This window comes from Leclercia sp. LSNIH3 (genome assembly GCF_002935105.1).
GTDB classification, from domain to species: domain Bacteria; phylum Pseudomonadota; class Gammaproteobacteria; order Enterobacterales; family Enterobacteriaceae; genus Enterobacter; species Enterobacter adecarboxylatus.
Map to the genome: position 1 here is coordinate 53,607 of NZ_CP026390.1, position 19,278 is coordinate 72,884.

Here is a 19,278-nt window from a genome sequence, read left to right on the forward strand (position 1 = left end):
CTTACGTATCACTGCCAGTTCCTCCTGCACGGCCTGTCAGATCACGTAGGCCGTGGTGACGTTTTCAACCCACAGAGGCGGATTAACGGGTTCATGTTCTTCAGCCTTTCAGTACTTAACCTTGAGGATCATCTCGGCTTAGTGATCTCGCCTCAATCCCCGTTGTCAGCGGGTTACATCACCCTGCGGGCATGCCGCAGGTCACTGCCGCTCAGGTTCTCCACCGTCACACCCGGTGGGATTGTTGGGTTTCTCATCGTGAGTTACCGGTTCAATATTCCAGACAGACTCGCGGTTCATTTAAGCATCCATGCCCGCCCTGAACTCCGGGCACACTATAGGTCACATCACCGCACCACACCTGATTTGGTTCCGTTACGGCGAACTGTCGCTCAAGATGATTCGGGATAGCAACGTGCTCATGACCGCCACGCTTATACCGGTGAGTCGGCTGCTGGCAACTGACCAGCCCCAGCTCTTTCATGAGTCTGCCAGCAAGCCAGCGCCCCATCTGGTAGCCTCTCTGGGTTGCCATTGTGGCGATGCTTCTTGCTCCGGCAGAGCCGTGGCTGATGCCATGCAGTTCAAGTACCTGGCTGCGTAATACAGCCCGTCTGCCGTCTGGCTTTTCAGGACGGTTTTTCCAGTATTTGTAGCTGCTGCGATGGACCCCGAACACATGGCAGAGAGTGGCCACAGGATAACGCGCCCTGAGTTTCCCGATTATCGAGAACTGTTCAGGGAGTCTGACATCAAGAGCGCGGTAGCCTTTTTTAATATTTCATTTTCCATTTCAGTACGTTGTAGCTTTTTCCTGAGCTCACGGATTTCAATTTGTTCCGGGGTAATGGGGGAGGCTTTTGGTGTTTTTCCCTGCCGCTCATCACGTAATTGTTTCACCCATCGCGTCATTGTGGAAAGGCCGACATCCATAGCGCTGGCTGCATCTGCCACGGTGTAATTCTGGTCAACGACCAGTTGAGCGGATTCGCGTTTAAACTCTGCGCTGAAATTTCTTTTTTTCATTATGGCACCTGTGTTGTTCTGAGGTGAGCATATCACCTCTGTTCAGGTGGCCAAATTCAGTAAACCACTTCAGTCGGACAGCTTTGCGAAGTACGCCGCGGCTTTTTTTAATATGTCCCGTTCGTCGGTAACCCGCTTCAGCTCTTTCTGGAGACGGCGGATCTCGGCCTGAGCATCTGACTGTTCTTTATTAATGGAAGGATCCGGACCGTACTTCTTTATTCAGGCATAAAGGCTGTGGGTGGTGATATCGAGACGTGTTGCAACGCTGGCAACAGAATAACCGCGATCAACAACCTGTTTGACTGCTTCAGTTTTAAACTCTTCGGGATAACGCTTACCGCTCATGGGCACCTCTCTTTAAGCCATCTTAAATGACTCTGAGGTGTCTGTTAAACCCGTGGCGATTCATTACCATACATAATTCTTTGCTCAAGAGGACTCTTCACTGAACGAAAAGCACGAAAATGTACCCATAAAAAAACCTCCGCAACAGCATGATTTAATAGGATTTAATATCAAAATTTCAAGCTGAAATTCCCATGATTCCCCTAGTAACAAACACCTGACCATAGTGAATTTATGACAATTAGTTAACTCTAGGTGTAAGTATCCCTGCAATCCGCGCCATTCACTTTTAGAGGTCTTCCGATGCCCCCTAGGGAGATCGCTATGCGTAAGATCTGATTCACCGAGCACCAGATCATCGCCGTTCTGAAGTCCGTCGAAGATGGCAGGACCATTAAAGATGTGTGTCGTTAAGCCGCTATTTCCGAAGCCAGCTATTAAAACTAGCAGGCGAGATATGGCGGGATGGAAGCTGCTGATATCAAAAAATCAAAGATCTTGAGGACGAGAATCGTCGTCTTACCCCCATTAATCAGTAACAAACCACCCAAAAATGCACGCTAGAAACGCTACGTAAAAATCTACCCGATGACTGGATATGCACTCAATTGAATAACCCCCGGTTTCAGTCCGTTTTATCGGGATTAGCCTTCTGTTTAGGTAAGTCCGGAGGCTTCACTTGCTGATTAATTTGCGCGCGACGCGTAAGCCAAGGATGGTCAGCTTTAGATTTTACATAGAATTTTGAGCGTAAATCTATGCGGGCATTATCCACACGTTCATGGACACTCTTCTCATAATCCAGTGGTATAGGCTCCGGACCATCAATATACTTTTACCACCCCAATAATTTCCCGACATAAAGAACGTTCATTTCACCGTCAAAGCTTTAGCAAACCGTGACAACCGAATGTCGAAGTCGATATCCCCGGCCTTCACTGCGTATCTGAAACTCAATGCTTTTGTACTGGAAAGTGAGATTTTTGGAGAGAACGCGCCTCGCCTGAAGACTCAAGATATAACCCAGTTCTTTCAGAATGGTGTACATCAAGGTGGGCATTATCAGCAATACGAGGCGGCGTAGCGAACCGGTCGTTATACGCTTCAATAAATGTCGGCAATCATGCGTTTGCTGTTTCAATATTGCTGATACCCTGAAGCCGCATTTCCTTAACCAGCCTGTCCTAGAGTGTCTGATTGGCGCGTTCTAACCGCCCTTTTGCCTGCGGGCTGTTGGCATGGATTGGCTCGATGCCCAGTGCCTTTACCGCACGTGTAAACTGAGTCAACTCCCCTTCCCGCTCCGGGTTATTTACTCGGAATATACTGTGTCTGTCAGAGTAGAGAACCAGTGGTATGCCATGATCATTAAGGTAACCCCGAAGGGTTTCCATGTAGCCCGGGTTGTCTCTGCAGGAGCGAATCGCAGCGCTATCAGAGCATTGGTGGCATCATCGATAAAGACTATCAGTGTGCATTTGGGGCCCCTGCCTTCAAACTATTCATGAGGCGAGCCATCGATGTGGATGAGTTCACCGTAGGATGGAAGTCGCATGCGGCGCTGATATATTCGGACAAGTTTATGACGACGTTCACGCCATATCCCCTCCTCTACCATCCACTTCCTGAGAGTTTCAGTGGATAAACACAAGCCGTGTATCTCGCACAATTTCTCATTGATAAGGCCAACAGAACCTTTATTTCGATATCGATGCACCAGACGTTTAACTTGCCGGATGGAAATACCAATTCGCACCGCCGCTTGTTCCTGATTATATGGCAATTGATTGAGTCCTGAATAATCTGAAGTCTGTCAAGTTCCTTATGTCTCATCGTAATTGTTTCTTTTACCATGTCCCCCCAGATAATTGTCTGGGGACATTTTAGAATGATTCAAAGGGGACATTACAGCTTGGCGTTAACAAATGGCCTTACCTCCCTTGCCTTGCGGCAGTTAAAAGGCTATTCTGTTTGTGTCGAGTCAAACAAATGGCCTCGTTTTGTACTGACACCCAAAAGTTGGACAGAATAAACGAAGCATCTAAGAAAGAGTCCATGGAATACATGGGCTTTTTTTCCTTAAAAAGCTAAATTAACTATTCCACTGCCAAATATCCATTTTTCTGCTTTCTCCATGCTCTTCTCTGTTTCTACAACAACCTGTATTCAAGCTTTTCTAGTGTAGATTTAGCTTTTAAGTCTACACCAGTTAATTGAGTAAGGTCCGATGCTTGTTGAAGTAAAGATTAATTGAGTTATATAGAGCATTTTTACATCTATCGCATGCGCACTTTTATCACTTCGAAGAAGTCAAATCTATACATATGCCAAATATCTACACCTGCTTAGCATAAGCTTAAAAGCCAGTCGATCAGACAGACACGCGCTTCACCGTGACAGGTTGAACGGCGCCGAGTCAGTTTTCTTCCGCAAGCCAATGCATCGCGCTCACACGGCGGGCCACCTGTTGTCACGCCAGACTTACCGTCATCCATGTCATGGACAATCAGGTTCTGCAGCAGCCCGACGGAGGCGATGGTTTCAGCCAGGCTGCATACGCTGTCTAAGGAACACAGGATGGTTCGGACGGTGAAGGAGGATTTAACGAGATCAGACAGCGGAACAGTCTCGGTCTGCGCAGCATCGATCGCCGCCTGAAGTGCAGCCAGTTAGGCTTTGTTTGGTTTCTTTACGCTGGCCTTTTTTACGGTTCTTGCTTTAACATCTGTTACTGACATAGTTAGTACCACTCCGATATTCACGATTGTCGGTCCTGCGGAGTTGGCGCTCCGACAGGGTATTTTCTTACTGAACCTGCTCTGGTGAGGTCGCCGCGTGTCTGATGTAGCGGTTAAGGTGGTTCCCCGCATCGGGTTCGAAATTTCACACCCGCGCCATCAGTCGTCCGTTGTAGTAACGAATGGTCAGACGGAAATGTGCCTCCTGATCGTCTTCAATCATCACATTGGTATACTGCGCCGCCACTGCCTCTTCCCGGGTTAATGCCCCTTCCGGCAGCATCAGAGCCGTTTTTTCAGCCCGGCATTCAGGACGGCCGCCAATTCCACATCTCCAGGTGATCTTGACCCGCCATCTCCGGACAGCTTTTGTATCTTAAGTTAACGATGTCCGCTGCCGCCGATATTCCCTCGGGGAGTGATAGCCCAGCGCGCTGTGCGGGTGGTTTTCATTGTAATGTGTGAACGCTGCTGCAAGGTTTCGCAGGGCTGTTCTCACATCTGGTTTTGCCATGAACGCGATATAGTCTTCCTTCATCGTCTTCACGAACCGTTCGGCCATGCCATTGCTCTGCGGGCTGCTCACCGCTGTTGTACACGGCTCCAGATTCAGCTCTCTGGCGAACCTCCGCGTTTCATGCGCGGTATATGCTGAACCGTTATCCGTCAGCCATTGAACCGGTGTGGTCGGCAGCCCGTCGCCGAAGCGCTTTTCCACCGACCTCAGCATCACATCCTGCACCGTCGAACTGTCGTAGCCTCCTGTGCTCGCTGCCCAGTCTATGGCTTCTCTGTCGCAGCAGTCCAGCGCGAACGTGACCCGCAGCTTCTCACCGTTGTCGCAGCCGAACTCGAAGCCATCTGAACACCAGCGCATATCGCTTTCTGCCACCGCGATTTTGCCCTTATGTTCACGCTTCGACCGCTCTGGTTTGTCATGCAGTAACAGCAGATTATGCTCGCTCATAAGCCGGTAAAGCCGTTTGGCGTTCACGGGGGGCAGTCCCTCTGTACGACGTTGCGTACGCAGGATGCCCCACACACGGCGATAGCCGTAACTGGGCATATCGCTGATGATATCGAGGATCTCTGACAGTATTTCAGCGTCTGCTTCGTCATCACGCCGGTTACAGCGCCTGTCCTGCCAGTCGGCAGAACGGTTAATTCGCAGTGACAGCTGCGCACGCGACACGCCCATGGTGCGGCTGACCAGCGCTATTCCCCGTCCTTTGGCAACAAGGGCGCGTACGCTATCCATTTTCGCGACTGAGCGTACTCCACGGCTTCTTTCAGGATCTCAACTTCCATCGTCTTCTTGCCCAGCAGGCGCTGAAGCTCCCGGACCTGCTTCAGAGCAGCAGTAAGCTCAGAAGCTGGAACAACTTCTTCTCCGGCCGCAACGGCGGTGAGGCTGCCTTCCTGATATTGCTTCTTCCACTTAAACAGCAGGCTGGGCTGGATGCCATGCAGGCGGGCGACATGGGAGACATTCATGCCCGGCTCCATCGTCTGCTGGATAATGGCGATCTTCTCCTGAGGAGTTTTACGTTTACGGACTTCTTGCCCTAACAGGATCCCGGTCATCTCAAAATTGGCGTTAGTGTTAGACATATATTCAAGCCTATCTCTTATCTGGAGATACAGCTACTGTCTGGTGTTTCAGGGGGCTACATCAATTCCACATCTCCAGGCGTGGGCACATACTGCACCTCCGGCTGGCTATGAAATTCCTTCAGGGTTTTGCTCACTACACACCTCCTTCTGAACAGGGTCTGGCCTTCAAAAACCACATTATCCGTTGAGTTTCCGGAGCCGCGGCTTTAACGCTTTATGGTAAACCACTGTTTTTTTTCCACGGATAAATGCACTTCATCCGTTTGAGACCCTTCGCCGCAGGGGCGTAAACATCATTGGCAGACGCAGCTGTATGGGGCAAGCGGGAAATTTATTCCGGTCTAATGAAGCGAACCGGAATGGCCGGGGGAAATATATTGCGAAAGGGTTTGTCAACCAAGAAGACTGTGGTGCTATCAGCACCCGGCAGGAGAGCCATAAACGGAGAAAAGGCATACGGTGAGAGATGGGCAGGGACACGCCGTAATGACGTAAGCCGCGCGCATTGCCCTCTGCATGGCATCGATAACACCAACGGCATTGATGCCATGCCTGAAGCGCAGGAAGCGGCGCGACTGAGCGGCGCAGCCATTCCGGCTCCTGCGAGCATGGATGTTGCGTCATGGGATGGACACCCGCTGCCCCAGAGGAGCTTGGCAGAGACAGCATCGTTGGCTCTGTATGAAGCATGACAGCCCGACCGGACGTCAATTGTAACCTCAAGAATTAAAAAAATTATCAAGTTGTTGTTTTATAATATTATTACCTTATGAATTTGTTATATTGCTAACTTGCGATGTCATTAAGATGTGATGTTGCTAACCAGTAATTCCTTTCCACCTAAGGTTCAGACCCTTACCAGCGCCTTTTGCGTAAAGACCTGACTTAAGGATGGTTAGAATCTCAGGCAAAAGTCCCGGTGAAGGGAGTTCTCGACATCGCCTCCTGAAAAGATCTTTCTACTTTTTATGGGCTTCAGCCATTTCGATATATCGCAGATTATTTGCGGTCGGCAGCAACGTACTGATGCGATAGAGACGCACCCGCTCGTTAAAATATTCTTTGAGATGTTACGGTTATTCTCTGGCCACCGCTTCAGGTATAACCGGCATATTCATACATTCTTGTATGCAACAGCGGATGTGACAAGGTCTACAGCAACCTTGTCTTGGTCTTCTTTTCAAAACTTCGCATTATTTGCATCACTTATACGCGCCTCCGACCCTGTAATATCCCGTCATCAAGCTTAATCTCATCCGCACATACGGGCTACAGACAGCACAGGTGGGCAGATTGCCTGCCAGGTTTATAGCGGCTTAACCACCTGCCGTAGCCCTACCCCTTCCCAACCTTCAAAATGAAGTGTCCGCCCATATACACTCAACAATGACAGGTCATGAAGTAGCAAATTTTATCGACTACCTACGCGGTCGTCAGTTTCCCCTGACCTGAATCACGACGGCTGGTATTAATCATGTTTTGAACTGACGCAATATGCCAAGGGTCTGTGGATCGAGTTTCATGATGCTCTCCTTAGCGGCAGGGGATCCCCCTGCCCGTCCTAATCAGTTGTTGAACACATTACCGTCGACAAACACCAGACCGCCGCTGAACAAGTCACGCGCGTAGGCTTCAAAATCAAAGTAACTACGAAGCAACTATGGAATCTCGTTCAACAGGCCGGAATACCTTCCCAGTCTTGGAACATGAGTTGCGGATCGTGCTCGTTTGAATGCAGGGCATATCAGGATTCGAGAAAATCCTCTTTTCCGTCAAATCGGTCAAGTCGAACCACTTTTCGAAAATGCTGCCGCAGTTGTATTTGTGCCAAGTGCCAACGTATACAGCCGGTGTTGTTGTGCTCATGAAAATTCCTCCGTGGTATATGTCGTCTGAGTTCCGGCTTACGCCGTGCCGAAACGAAGCCCGACGAATAGTGGAGAATGCAATGGGCGTTACAGGAGGCCGTGGCGCAGAAAATATCCTAGGCAGCTTGTACGGTTATCGAGCGGATAGTGAGCGAGAGAACGACGGGAAGACCGGCTGCAGACATTAGATAATAACTGCGATGGGCGAGGATGACGGACAAGCGCACCCTTGCAGCCGCAGCGGTCGGGCTAGATTAGAGGCACGGCGTTTGCCGCAGTCTGCACGAATGTCACTCGATGCGTGGCCATAACACCGTGTAGGTCCCGCGGTAAGCCGGACTACATGACATCCTTTTTTCAAGCACTGAGAGCTCAGTTAATACTCCTTTTCCTGACACATTGTGCACAGGCTTACCCACCGATTCAGTGGATAACTTTTAAGGTAAAGTTTAAAAATTCATAATCTGATGCGAGCTGACTAGATTGGACCACGGTCCCAGTTATGGGGTCGGGACCACGGTCCCAGTTATGGGGTCGGGACCACGGTCCCAGTTAAGGGGTTGGGACCACGATCCCAGTTAAGGGGTCGGGACCACGGTCCCAGTTAAGGGGTCGGGACCACGGTCCCAGTTATGGGGTCGGGACCACGGTCCCAGTTAAGGGGTTGGGACCACGGTCCCAGTTAAGGGGTCGGGACCACGGTCCCAGTTAAGGGGTTGGGACCACGGTCCCAGTTAAGGGGTTGGGACCACGGTCTCAGTTAAGGGGTTGGGACCACGGTCCCAGTTAAGGGGTTGGGACCACGGTCCCAGTTAAGGGGTTGGGACCACGGTCCCAGTTAAGGGGTTGGGACCACGGTCCCAGTTAAGGGGTTGGGACCACGGTCCCATATTAGGAATTTGAACCATGGTCTTGAAGAAGGTAAAGCAGGAAGATAACTACCGAATTAATGCTTGTTTTTCTTCGTAGCTAAAAGCTCAAGCATTTCTTCAAACTTCCCAATATCTTCCTCGGAAAGTTTGGAACGATCCAGGCTGATAATCACTTTATTTCCTTTATAACGCGCTGTTGCTCCAGGAATGAACTCACGCTTTTCTGGGGCCTGATTTACTTTCTTGCTGGAATCTTTAAGCAAGGCAGTAAGAAATTGAATTATTTCATCAGCCTCAAGTACTACACCTGCTTTTCTCTTCTCTGATAGCTCAAAAGCCCCATCGAGTAAACGAGCTTCGTTCTCAGAAAAGATTTTCTGTAAACTTTCGCCAGCCCTTGCGGAAAGCTCGCCTGGATGAGAGAAGAGGGCGATCACATCTCTTGGTAGCCTAGAAGTATTGATACATCTGGTTATGACTTTCCTTGAGATGTTTTCAGCATCGGCCAAGGCAGAGATATTTCCGTTAAATTCTTTTTCTAAACGTTGAGAATAACGCGTACCTCTTTCATAAGCACTTGTCGGTCTGTAATCATTTCCAAGTTTGCATAAAGCATCCATCTGTTCGTCATCAAGGGCACCAACGAGTATGCGATACTCAGTTGATGTAAAGATGGCAGTCATGCGACGGCGACTACCATCGGCAACTTCAATATGACCGTCGACCTTACGCCCAAACGCCGGATTTTGTTGGCCGGTAAGCAAGAACGATGGTATGAGATCGTCCAAAGCCTCTTCTATTAGAAAAGCTTGATCACGTTCATTACCAGCCCAGACCTTAGTTGAGCTGGCGACATCTGCACCGGGTATGGTCTCAAGAATAAATTTTACTTCTCGTCCACACACGGGAAGGGTAATAGTATTACCCTTTGCCATAGCGCCTACTCGAGCAATTAGTGTGTCTACCATAGGAGCTGCAGGGGCCGATACAGTAGTTACAGGAACGACTGAAGGAATAGATTTAGGGATGATAGGTGCTCGTTTCATTAGCGGATTTCCCAACGAGGTTTAATGAGACGGTCGAAAATTTCATTACAAACCGGCTCCCAAATTGCGAGCGCATTCCTCCATGCTCCAGTAGAAGAACGCTGATCAATTGCTTGTTCAAATACTGTTCGCATTCGAATTTGGCCTTTACCTACTTCATCCGTTTCGCGTACCACGTTTTTAAGAACCATGCTTCCCCATGCATCCCTGATTTGCTCTTCCATCCAAGGCGACTGGGAACCATTATTATTGTTATATTTAGTAAGCAAGATTCTGACATCTGGTTCAAAGCCTTGTAGATCTACATTCTTCAGCAAATCCCGGAGCATATCGAAAAATTGCAATGCAGAGGTATAGTCAAAGAGCTCAGCGGGGGTAGGGACTAATAACACGTCAGCAGCACATACAACGTTGATTGTGCCGATACCAAGATTAGGAGCACTATCGATAACAACAACATCGTAATCATGGGCTACCGTTTCAATGGCCAGCCTTAGCATCATGTGAGGTTCTGTCGGCAGCTTTCCTTCGTCGAAACGTCCCATCAACTCAGTTTCAATACGATGTAAGGCCAGACAAGAAGGGATGATATCAAGGCCAGGCCAGCAAGTTGGTTTTACCGCATATGAAGCATCATCTCGTTCACCGAGATAGAAGGGGAGGAGAGTATCTTCAGAATGAATATGTAAATCAGGAACCCAACCGTGATACATCGAGGCCGTCCCTTGCGGATCGTTGCCTTCGACTAACAGTACGCGAAGTCCTTTTAAAGCCAGATCCTGAGCAAGATGAACGGAGACAGAAGTTTTATAAACTCCACCTTTATGAGCTGCAACACCGATTACCGGAGGTAAGCTTTCATCTGGGCGACGGAGGCGGGTACTAAACACATCTCGCATGTGGTTTATTTGCTCAATGGTATAGCCAACGCGCTGTTCAACGCGTCCTCGTAATTCCATATCTGGATGCGGCAATCGTCCTGCTTTTTCAGCGTCACGAATAGCCTGGGATGAAACACCGATCAGGTCAGCTGCCTCACCAACTCGCCACCGACGGGTTATTTTTCTTGCTTCAGGGCTATCATCATTAAATTGAGCAATTGCGATGGCTTTCGTCATCTCATGTCCTGCTGCAATGCACTGGTTAAGCGTATCCATTAATCCCATTTGAAACCCCTTCAAATCAACTTTGCATAATTATATTAAATCTTGATAAAACAAGCAAAGCAACCAAAAATATGCAAACCCACTAAAAAAATGCAAAGTGCATCAAATCTTGCAAAGTTGATAACTTTTTAAACAGAATCCTTCAACTCATAAGAAAGTTTGAAAGTTTGAAAGTTTGAAATTACTGGACAACAATTAACTGCAAACCATTCAAAATGGTAGGGTATCTTTTTCGTATACCGAGCGGCCCTTTCCTCCTTGATGCAGACGAAACACTGTATACATGAGGGCAGGGCGGCTGAAAACAGTACTCATGACCTCTACAAAATGTAATTTTCATAAATGCATCACCCGCACTTATTGGGAATAACCTTCTTAATAGCCTGAATGATAAAGGTGGGTCATAGCATGCATAAAGTGTGTCGCAACATGCTTAGAAAAACGATCATCGGAGGATCTTAAAAATGTTGGGTATAAACATGAAAAAGTGGGCAGCGATATGCTAAAGGTGTGTCACAGCATGCGGGTCCATTTGGATTGGTACAAAAATCAACCTAACAAAACAGGCATGAATACTAGTGTGCCACGATAACATGTTATGACACACCTAAAATCATGATACGACCCACCATTACTGGATCGCCTGCATAATGTGACCCACCTTCTATGACCCCATTTCTTTGAGTTTTTTATTTCGCTTATGAATCAACACAGTTAGAGTTCGACCATCTTTAATAATGGAATACTCAATGTAGCCAATGACTTGTAGTTGCTTCAAAGCAGCCTTGATCAGCCGGTTCTGCTCCTTTACTGGAGAGGTCAAATTCAATCGCTCAATGATGCGATCAAATCTAATTGGGGCAGGGTTATCGGGCAGACTTGCTATGTAGGTATAGAGTGTCTGAGCAACTTCTTTACCTTTGAGCATATGGTAGGGACGCTTGCGCAGTAGGATGTTGTAGTCAATCTGGTACAGTTCATGGAGGCGCTCATCGGCCTGGAGCGTGATTGTATCGGACTCTCTCGTATACTTACCGCTCTTAAGGAGCTGAGTAAAAAATTTATCTCCAGTTTTCTTACTGTTGAATTGAACAGTCTTGGTACCAATCCGGGTAAGAGCATCAAAAATGGTGTCACGCAGACGTTTGTTAAACTGGCGAGAATCATACTGGCACAACGCGGCGAACTCAGTGAAAGGCAGCTCGATGGTATTTGATTTCAAGCCGTATTTACTGAAGGCACCAATAATGCCCATCCAGACGCTGAAGTCCGTTGATATGTTCAGTCGCTCACCAAAGATCCTGACTTCGTCATAACCTTCCTTACGGGCGAACTCAAGCTGGGAGAACGACGAAGAAACATCTATACCGGACTTCTGCCCCTTAGGAATTGCACGACTGGCAGGAACAAAGACACCCAGACGCAGTAAAATCGCTGGCTGAACTGATGAATTGTTTGTGACTGTTAATTGGTGTACCTCTCCTTCATTTGTAATTTGGGAGGGTATAAAATTGTTATCAGTCATATAGTTACACCACTGTGGTTAGAATCCATTCGAGGTTATCCACAAAAGGTGGATAGTTCGTTATTTGACATGATGCGACACACCATTTTGCATGTTATGACACACCAAGAGCATGATGTCACCCACTTTGCTCATGGCATGACACACCAATTACATGTTGCGACACACTTATTGCATAATACGACACACCCAAATCCTCTGAATGCCTTGTCTGACGTGGCTTGCAGCGATCGGGGATCTGTTTGGGACTATAAGGATCCATTTAGGATCTTCAATAGGATCGTGTTATAGGATCTAACCGGTGTATATGTTGATAACTTTTTGAGATCCGAGAGGATGAAAAGGGATAGTGCCCAAATAGCATAATGCCACTGAAAGTTTTAACTTAACAGACAGGCGGTAATGACTCCAACTTATTGATAGTGTTTTATGTTCAGATAATGCCCGAAGACTTTGTCATGCAGCTCCACCGATTTTGAGAACGACAGCGACTTCCGTCCCAGCCGTGCCAGGTGCTGCCTCAGATTCAGGTTATGCCGCTCAATTCGCTGCGTATATCGCTTGCTGATTACGTGCAGCTTTCCCTTCAGGCGGGATTCATACAGCGGCCAGCCATCCGTCATCCATATCGCCACGTCAAAGGGTGACAGCAGGCTCATAAGACGCCCCAGCGTCGCCATAGTGCGTTCACCGAATACGTGCGCAACAACCGTCTTCCGGAGCCTGTCATACGCGTAAAACAGCCAGCGCTGGCGCGATTTAGCCCCGACATAGCCCCACTGTTCGTCCATTTCCGCGCAGACGATGACGTCACTGCCCGGCTGTATGCGCGAGGTTACCGACTGCGGCCTGAGTTTTTTAAGTGACGTAAAATCGTGTTGAGGCCAACGCCCATAATGCGGGCGGTTGCCCGGCATCCAACGCCATTCATGGCCATATCAATGATTTTCTGGTGCGTACCGGGTTGAGAAGCGGTGTAAGTGAACTGCAGTTGCCATGTTTTACGGCAGTGAGAGCAGAGATAGCGCTGATGTCCGGCGGTGCTTTTGCCGTTACGCACCACCCCGTCAGTAGCTGAACAGGAGGGACAGCTGATAGAAACAGAAGCCACTGGAGCACCTCAAAAACACCATCATACACTAAATCAGTAAGTTGGCAGCATCACCGGAACGATAATGGAGAGTATCCACAGCAGGAGAACAGAGCGCTCTCCTGCTGTGTCAGCAAATTCAGCCCGGCTGCTGTGCCGGTTCCAGGTGTGCATTTCGTCCGGCAGCCATTCCTGTGCAGGCACCAGCGACCGCGATTGCTGCGGTCATCAGTAATGGCAATGTCCAGCCTCCGGACAACTCCTGTACTTTGCCCAGCAACAGCGGACCCATCGCCGCCATCAGATAACCGACGCTCTGCGCCATGCCTGACAGCGCGGCGGCGTCACCGGCATTTTTGGTACGTAGCCCGATGAAGGTCAGGCCCAGCATCATACTGGCACCCGAGCCGAAGCCGAGAAGAGCAGCCCACAGCATCGCCAGATTTGGCAGGTATAGGATGCCGATAAAGGACGCAGCGGTTAACAGGCTGACGCCGGCAGCGGCTGCTTTCTGATCGTTGAGGCGACGCAGCGTGGCCGCCAGAATCAGGCCGGGAATAGCTGTGGTCAGCTGAAGAATGCCGTGTACTTCACCGGCCTGGGCTGAGGAGAGTCCACTGTCCGTTAGAATGGCGGGTAGCCAGCCGACAGCAACATAAAACGGCATCGCATTCAGGCCCATAAACAAGGTGACCTGCCATGCCAGAGGCGAGCGCCAGACCGCGACGGTCGCCGCTTTTTTCTCACCCTCTCCTGGCAACTGATGCTTCATCTTTAACTGGGGCAACCATAAAAGCAACGCAAGCAGCGGTGCAATAACCAGCATGGCTAACGCGATGTTCCAGCCCCAGCTCTGCGTCAGAGGAATGACAATGGCTGAACCAATAGCACCAGCCGCGCCCATGGTGATGGAATATGCCCCCGTCACGGAAGCCACGTTGCCAGAAAAGTCACGTTTGATAAGGCCAGGCAGCAGGACATTGCCGAGGGCAATCCCGATACCTATCAATATGGTTCCGCCATAAAGCGCCCAGACACTGCCTGCGGAGCGAAGCAGGATGCCCGCTGAAATCACGGCCAAGGCACCAAAAAGGGTGCGTTCAAGACCGTACTTGTGTGAGATGGATGCGCTCAGCGGTGAAAAGGCGGCAAAGGCCAGCAAAGGCAGCGAGTTAAGCAACCCAACGGCAGTAATACTTAGCCCAAAATCATGGCGAATAGACTCTAAAACGGGTGCGATAGCGGTAAAAGGAACACGCAGGTTGATAGCTATAAAAAGGATGCCGGTCACAAGTATGATTGAAGACCACTTGTTCGTAGTGTGGGACATAAATTTTGCTTTTTCTGGTAAAAAGAAAGACTTTAAAGGACTCATGAGTTACAGAATATAGATAATCTGACAACATATAACTAAATCATGCCAGTTAATAAAAAACCGGTGACCTCACCGGATGAGTTTAATGCCGATGCTTTCAGTCAGGCTGCTATCGCGCTGCATGTATCATCGTCAGGCGAGTATGCAGGTCAGAGTCCGCACTTTCACCGTAAGGGACAACTTATTATCTCTTTGCGCGGTGCAGTGAGCTGTGAGGTTGAGGATGCGCTGTGGCTTGTTCCACCGGGACATGCTGTCTGGGTTCCGGGTAAAATTCCCCACAGTTGCCGGGTCACGAAGAATGCAGATACCTGCTTTTTGTTCATCGAACCCGGCGCGGCAGCGATGCCGGAAATCTGCTGTACCCTGGCGATGACTTCTCTGGTCCGCGAGCTTGTTCTGTATCTGGCAGAGCAGGGACAGGCTTATTCTCCTGACAGTAAAACTGCCAGGCTCGCAGCGGTGCTGCTGGAGCATATTCCGGATGTGCCGGTTGAAGCGCTCCATCTTCCCGTATCCGATCATCCTAAAATCCGGAATATGGCGGAGGCACTTTTTAATGAGCCTGATGATCGGCGAACGTTAAAGCAGTGGGCTGCACATCTGGTCACCAGCGAACGATCGCTGGCCAGGCTGATAAAAGAGGCGACAGGAATGAGCTTTGGTCGCTGGCGTCAGCAACTGCATTTGATGATTGCCCTGAGCCATCTGGCTGAAGGTCAGTCCGTGCAGCGTGTAGCCGGAACGCTGGGATATGATTCGGTCAGCGCGTTTATTACGATGTTCAGAAAAGCGCTGGGTAAATCACCGACGCAATATTTTTCGTCTCTAAACTAATGCAAAACAACACAAACCGAATTTTTATAAAGAACGTCAACGTCCGCTGTTCGCTCATTGCTGCCTGTCATTCCTGCTTAAAAAACAGGCTTAACGTAGGATATTTTCCGTTTTCCAAGCGGCCCCCAGATAGCATCACGCTCAATCCGAGGCGGGAAAAACAAGACGCATAGATTAATCAGGACCGATAACTTTGTTGACGATCCTAAGAAGACCATGAGTTTTTTTAAATTATAGTTACAACATACATAAGAATAGAGTTACATCCCTTGCAACCTGAAATACCCTCACAAATATGAATCAGAGAGCCCATCTCAACCAATAATCGAATTCCGTGCACAGCGGCAACAACTGAGCCCAGACTAACCCTGAATAGCGCCGCCGCCCCGGGCGAAGCCCGGGAGTAGTGTCGCTTTTAATGATGGATGTTGTAACTAGGTTATGAGCCGCTGTAAATAGTGCACCGGTAAGTATAGGAATACACGCTCGTAAGCGCCTCAATCGGCGCTAACTCGGAGATACGCCCCGGCAGCGGCTTCGCCTTGTCGGGACCACTCCGGCCGCGTAATTCAGCGTCTGAATAGCTTTAAGTGGATTAACGCTTTATAGGGCAAGGGTGGGGACAGGTGATCCCTTCTGCTCCTTTACCGGCTTCACCGGGCTACGGTGCCACCGAACGGAATAAATCCAGTTTAGGCTAGCGGCCGCGCCTCTATGCCGGTTCAAGGTATCTAAACCTCGACAGGTTTGATGGCGCCTTCAGAAGAACTCATTAGCAGGGGAAATATCGCGACTCATTGGTTTACCGATAATTCTAAAAAAAACCGAATTCATCGAATTCACTAATCTGAATTCATCCGCCAGTTCATCCGGGAACGGCTCTGGCAAGCAGTGCCCGCAGTCATACATGACCGACCTGATAACGTCTGGCCTTCTTCGCTCAGTAACGTTTTGTGTCCAGGACGTCAGTCTTCACAGCTGTCAAATCAACGCTATTTCATAAGGCGGCTCACGTTTTTATGTCATGAGCCGCGCTTTTCCGGCTGGAACGTTCCACCCACTCGGTCACTGTGATTTAATATGCTAAACCGGTTTAATTAAGTTTAGCTTTGGAGGGTTTTAGCATGAATGCAAAAGTTTGGGTTCTGGGCGACGCGGTGGTGGACCTGCTGCCGGAGAGCGAAGGGCGCCTGCTGCAGTGCCCTGGAGGCGCGCCGGCTAACGTGGCGGTAGGGGTTGCCCGCCTTGGCGGCAACAGCGGATTTATCGGCCGCGTCGGCGGTGACCCGTTTGGCCGCTACATGCGTCATACCCTGCAACAGGAGCAGGTCGACGTCAGCCATATGTATCTCGACGATCAGCACCGCACGTCCACTGTGGTCGTCGACCTTGACGACCAGGGGGAACGCACCTTTACCTTTATGGTACGCCCCAGCGCGGACCTGTTCCTGGTTGAAGAAGACCTGCCACAGTTTGCCGCCGGACAGTGGTTGCACGTCTGCTCCATCGCGCTCAGCGCCGAGCCCAGCCGTAGCACTACCTTCGCGGCGATGGAGAGCATCAGGTCTGCCGGCGGTCGGGTCAGCTTTGACCCTAATATTCGTCCCGATCTCTGGCAGGATCAGGCTTTGCTGCTAGCCTGCCTCGATCGCGCTTTGCACATGGCCAACGTGGTAAAGCTATCGGAAGAGGAGCTGGTCTTCATCAGCAGCAGTAATGATTTAGCATACGGAATCGCCAGCGTAACGGAGCGCTATCAGCCAGAATTGCTACTGGTGACCCGGGGCAAAGCGGGGGTGCTTGCCGCGTTTCAGCAGAAGTTTACCCATTTCAACGCCCGGCCTGTGGCCAGCGTGGACACCACCGGCGCGGGAGACGCATTTGTCGCCGGACTGCTCGCCAGCCTTGCGGCTAACGGGATGCCAACGGACATGACCGCACTGGAACCGACACTCACGCTTGCACAGACCTGCGGCGCCCTGGCCACCACAGCCAAAGGTGCGATGACCGCCTTGCCCTATCAGCGCGATCTCAACCGTCAGTTTTAATCCTTAAAGCCGCTTTGCGCGGCTCACTTTGTTGCATGCATCACATTTATTAAACCGGTTTAGCATATTTGTTTTAAGAAAAACAAAGGTCGGGCTTAACATAGCGCCTAAACCGGTTTAGCAAAAATTATAATTTTCCATTTTTACTTTTGGGATGCCAACAGCATGTACAGAAAAAGCACACTTGCGATGCTTATCGCTTTGCTAACCAGCGCTGCCTCAGCCCATGCGCAAACGGATATAAGCACCATTGAAGCCCGACTCAACGCGCTGGAAAAACGCCTGCAGGAGGCAGAAAACAGGGCGCAAACGGCGGAAAACCGCGCCGGGGCGGCGGAGAAAAAAGTTCAGCAACTCACCGCGCAGCAGCAAAAAAACCAGAACTCGACTCAGGAAGTGGCTCAGCGTACCGCCAGACTTGAGAAAAAAGCCGATGACAAAAGCGGATTTGAGTTTCACGGTTACGCCCGCTCCGGCGTGATAATGAATGATTCCGGCGCCAGCACCAAATCCGGAGCCTACATAACGCCGGCAGGTGAAACCGGCGGAGCTATCGGCCGTCTGGGAAACCAGGCCGATACCTATGTTGAAATGAATCTTGAACATAAGCAGACCCTGGATAATGGGGCCACGACCCGCTTTAAGGTGATGGTCGCCGACGGGCAAACCTCTTATAACGACTGGACTGCAAGCACCAGCGATCTGAACGTTCGTCAGGCCTTTGTCGAATTGGGTAACCTGCCGACGTTCGCTGGGCCATTTAAGGGCTCCACCCTGTGGGCCGGGAAACGTTTCGACCGCGACAATTTCGATATTCACTGGATTGACTCTGATGTCGTGTTCCTCGCCGGTACCGGTGGTGGTATCTATGACGTGAAGTGGAACGACGGCCTGCGGAGTAATTTCTCCCTGTACGGGCGTAACTTCGGCGACATTGATGATTCCAGCAACAGCGTGCAGAACTATATCCTCACCATGAATCACTTCGCAGGTCCGCTGCAGATGATGGTCAGCGGTCTGCGGGCGAAGGATAACGACGAGCGTAAAGATAGCAACGGCAATCTGGTAAAAGGCGATGCGGCAAACACCGGCGTGCATGCGCTGCTCGGCCTGCATAACGACAGTTTCTACGGCCTGCGCGACGGTAGCAGTAAAACCGCTCTGCTTTATGGTCATGGTCTGGGCGCAGAGGTTAAAGGTATCGGATCTGATGGCGCACTTCGTCCGGGAGCCGACACATGGCGCATTGCCAGTTACGGCACCACGCCGCTCAGCGAAAACTGGTCTGTTGCCCCGGCAATGCTGGCGCAACGCAGTAAAGACCGCTATGCCGATGGCGACAGCTATCAGTGGGCAACATTCAACCTGCGTCTGATTCAGGCAATCAATCAGAATTTCGCTCTCGCCTACGAAGGCAGCTACCAGTACATGGATCTTAAACCCGAAGGTTATAACGATCGTCAGGCGGTGAACGGTAGCTTCTACAAGCTCACCTTCGCCCCGACATTTAAGGTCGGCAGTATCGGTGATTTCTTCAGTCGCCCGGAGATTCGTTTCTATACCTCCTGGATGGACTGGAGCAAAAAACTGAATAATTACGCCAGCGATGACGCCCTGGGCAGTGACGGTTTTAACTCGGGCGGCGAATGGTCTTTCGGTGTGCAGATGGAAACCTGGTTCTGACGGCTTACGCCTGATGACAGGAATAGCCGGGGGTCAGAGCAT

General features: G+C 50.0%; 9 protein-coding genes and 6 pseudogenes. 4 read left to right on the forward strand and 11 right to left on the reverse strand.

The window, feature by feature from the left end; genetic code table 11:
* Nucleotides 1-337: 337 nt before the first annotated feature.
* A pseudogene (locus C3F35_RS23950) lies at nt 338-1,026 on the reverse strand (IS3-like element ISEc52 family transposase); the annotation flags it as partial.
* 64 nt (nt 1,027-1,090) lie between these two features.
* A pseudogene (locus C3F35_RS23955) lies at nt 1,091-1,374 on the reverse strand (transposase); the annotation flags it as partial.
* A gap of 354 nt (nt 1,375-1,728) precedes the next feature.
* Here C3F35_RS23955 and C3F35_RS27155 point away from each other — a divergent pair.
* A pseudogene (locus tag C3F35_RS27155) lies at nt 1,729-1,895 on the forward strand (transposase); the annotation flags it as partial.
* A 104-nt stretch (nt 1,896-1,999) separates the two neighbouring features.
* On the opposite strand, the pseudogene C3F35_RS27285 reads toward C3F35_RS27155, so the two are convergent.
* From C3F35_RS27285 to C3F35_RS24010, 9 genes and pseudogenes are all read right to left on the reverse strand, one after another.
* Nucleotides 2,000-3,228 (reverse strand): annotated as a pseudogene (locus C3F35_RS27285) (ISNCY family transposase).
* Between the two features lie 1,032 nt (nt 3,229-4,260).
* Nucleotides 4,261-4,395: pseudogene (locus C3F35_RS26770) on the reverse strand (DUF905 family protein); the annotation flags it as partial.
* A gap of 93 nt (nt 4,396-4,488) precedes the next feature.
* Nucleotides 4,489-5,696, reverse strand: a protein-coding gene (locus tag C3F35_RS23965; RefSeq protein WP_103181205.1) for an IS3 family transposase whose coding sequence is annotated in 2 segments (ribosomal slippage) — nt 4,489-5,375 and nt 5,375-5,696 — 1,209 coding nt in all. Because the reading frame shifts where the segments join, the coding sequence is not laid out codon by codon here.
* A gap of 1,595 nt (nt 5,697-7,291) precedes the next feature.
* Nucleotides 7,292-7,598, reverse strand: a pseudogene (locus tag C3F35_RS27170) (antirestriction protein ArdA).
* Nucleotides 7,599-8,540: 942 nt separating this feature from the next.
* Nucleotides 8,541-9,512, reverse strand: coding sequence for a ParB/RepB/Spo0J family plasmid partition protein (locus C3F35_RS23985; protein ID WP_103181186.1), 972 nt, complete (start codon nt 9,510-9,512; stop codon nt 8,541-8,543).
* Entirely contained in the window at nt 9,512-10,678 is a 1,167-nt protein-coding gene (gene sopA, locus C3F35_RS23990) for a plasmid-partitioning protein SopA (RefSeq protein ID WP_103181187.1), read from the reverse strand. Before sopA ends, C3F35_RS23985 begins: the two co-directional genes overlap by 1 nt.
* Before the next feature lie 664 nt (nt 10,679-11,342).
* On the reverse strand, nt 11,343-12,203 hold the full coding sequence (locus C3F35_RS23995) for a RepB family plasmid replication initiator protein (RefSeq protein ID WP_103181188.1): 861 nt from the start codon (nt 12,201-12,203) through the stop codon (nt 11,343-11,345).
* A 413-nt stretch (nt 12,204-12,616) separates the two neighbouring features.
* Nucleotides 12,617-13,314 (reverse strand): IS1-like element IS1A family transposase gene (locus C3F35_RS24000; protein ID WP_233211685.1). Its coding sequence is split into 2 segments (ribosomal slippage): nt 12,617-13,065 and nt 13,065-13,314, totalling 699 coding nucleotides; the frame shifts between segments, so codons are not numbered across the junction.
* 118 nt (nt 13,315-13,432) lie between these two features.
* Complete coding sequence (locus C3F35_RS24010; protein ID WP_103181189.1) at nt 13,433-14,623, reverse strand: MFS transporter; 1,191 nt, start codon at nt 14,621-14,623, stop codon at nt 13,433-13,435.
* Nucleotides 14,624-14,710: 87 nt separating this feature from the next.
* Between C3F35_RS24010 and C3F35_RS24015 the strand changes: the two genes are divergently transcribed.
* The 3 genes from C3F35_RS24015 to C3F35_RS24025 all read left to right on the forward strand — a co-directional run bounded on the left by C3F35_RS24015 (nt 14,711) and on the right by C3F35_RS24025 (nt 19,236).
* Nucleotides 14,711-15,505, forward strand: coding sequence for an AraC family transcriptional regulator (locus C3F35_RS24015; protein WP_103793574.1), 795 nt, complete (start codon nt 14,711-14,713; stop codon nt 15,503-15,505).
* Between the two features lie 1,124 nt (nt 15,506-16,629).
* Entirely contained in the window at nt 16,630-17,553 is a 924-nt protein-coding gene (locus tag C3F35_RS24020) for an aminoimidazole riboside kinase (protein ID WP_000992321.1), read from the forward strand.
* Between the two features lie 165 nt (nt 17,554-17,718).
* Nucleotides 17,719-19,236, forward strand: a complete 1,518-nt coding sequence (locus C3F35_RS24025) for a carbohydrate porin (RefSeq protein ID WP_001393599.1) — start codon at nt 17,719-17,721, stop codon at nt 19,234-19,236.
* Nucleotides 19,237-19,278 lie beyond the last annotated feature (42 nt).

What these genes read in the sequence shown, in the direction of transcription:
- C3F35_RS24010 (WP_103181189.1), bottom strand. Translation starts at nt 14,623, where the DNA reads ATGTCCCACACTACGAACAAGTGGTCTTCAATCATACTTGTGACCGGC.
- C3F35_RS24020 (WP_000992321.1), top strand. Translation starts at nt 16,630, where the DNA reads ATGAATGCAAAAGTTTGGGTTCTGGGCGACGCGGTGGTGGACCTGCTG.
- sopA (WP_103181187.1), bottom strand. Translation starts at nt 10,678, where the DNA reads ATGGGATTAATGGATACGCTTAACCAGTGCATTGCAGCAGGACATGAG.
- C3F35_RS24015 (WP_103793574.1), top strand. Translation starts at nt 14,711, where the DNA reads ATGCCAGTTAATAAAAAACCGGTGACCTCACCGGATGAGTTTAATGCC.
- C3F35_RS24025 (WP_001393599.1), top strand. Translation starts at nt 17,719, where the DNA reads ATGTACAGAAAAAGCACACTTGCGATGCTTATCGCTTTGCTAACCAGC.
- C3F35_RS23985 (WP_103181186.1), bottom strand. Translation starts at nt 9,512, where the DNA reads ATGAAACGAGCACCTATCATCCCTAAATCTATTCCTTCAGTCGTTCCT.
- C3F35_RS23995 (WP_103181188.1), bottom strand. Translation starts at nt 12,203, where the DNA reads ATGACTGATAACAATTTTATACCCTCCCAAATTACAAATGAAGGAGAG.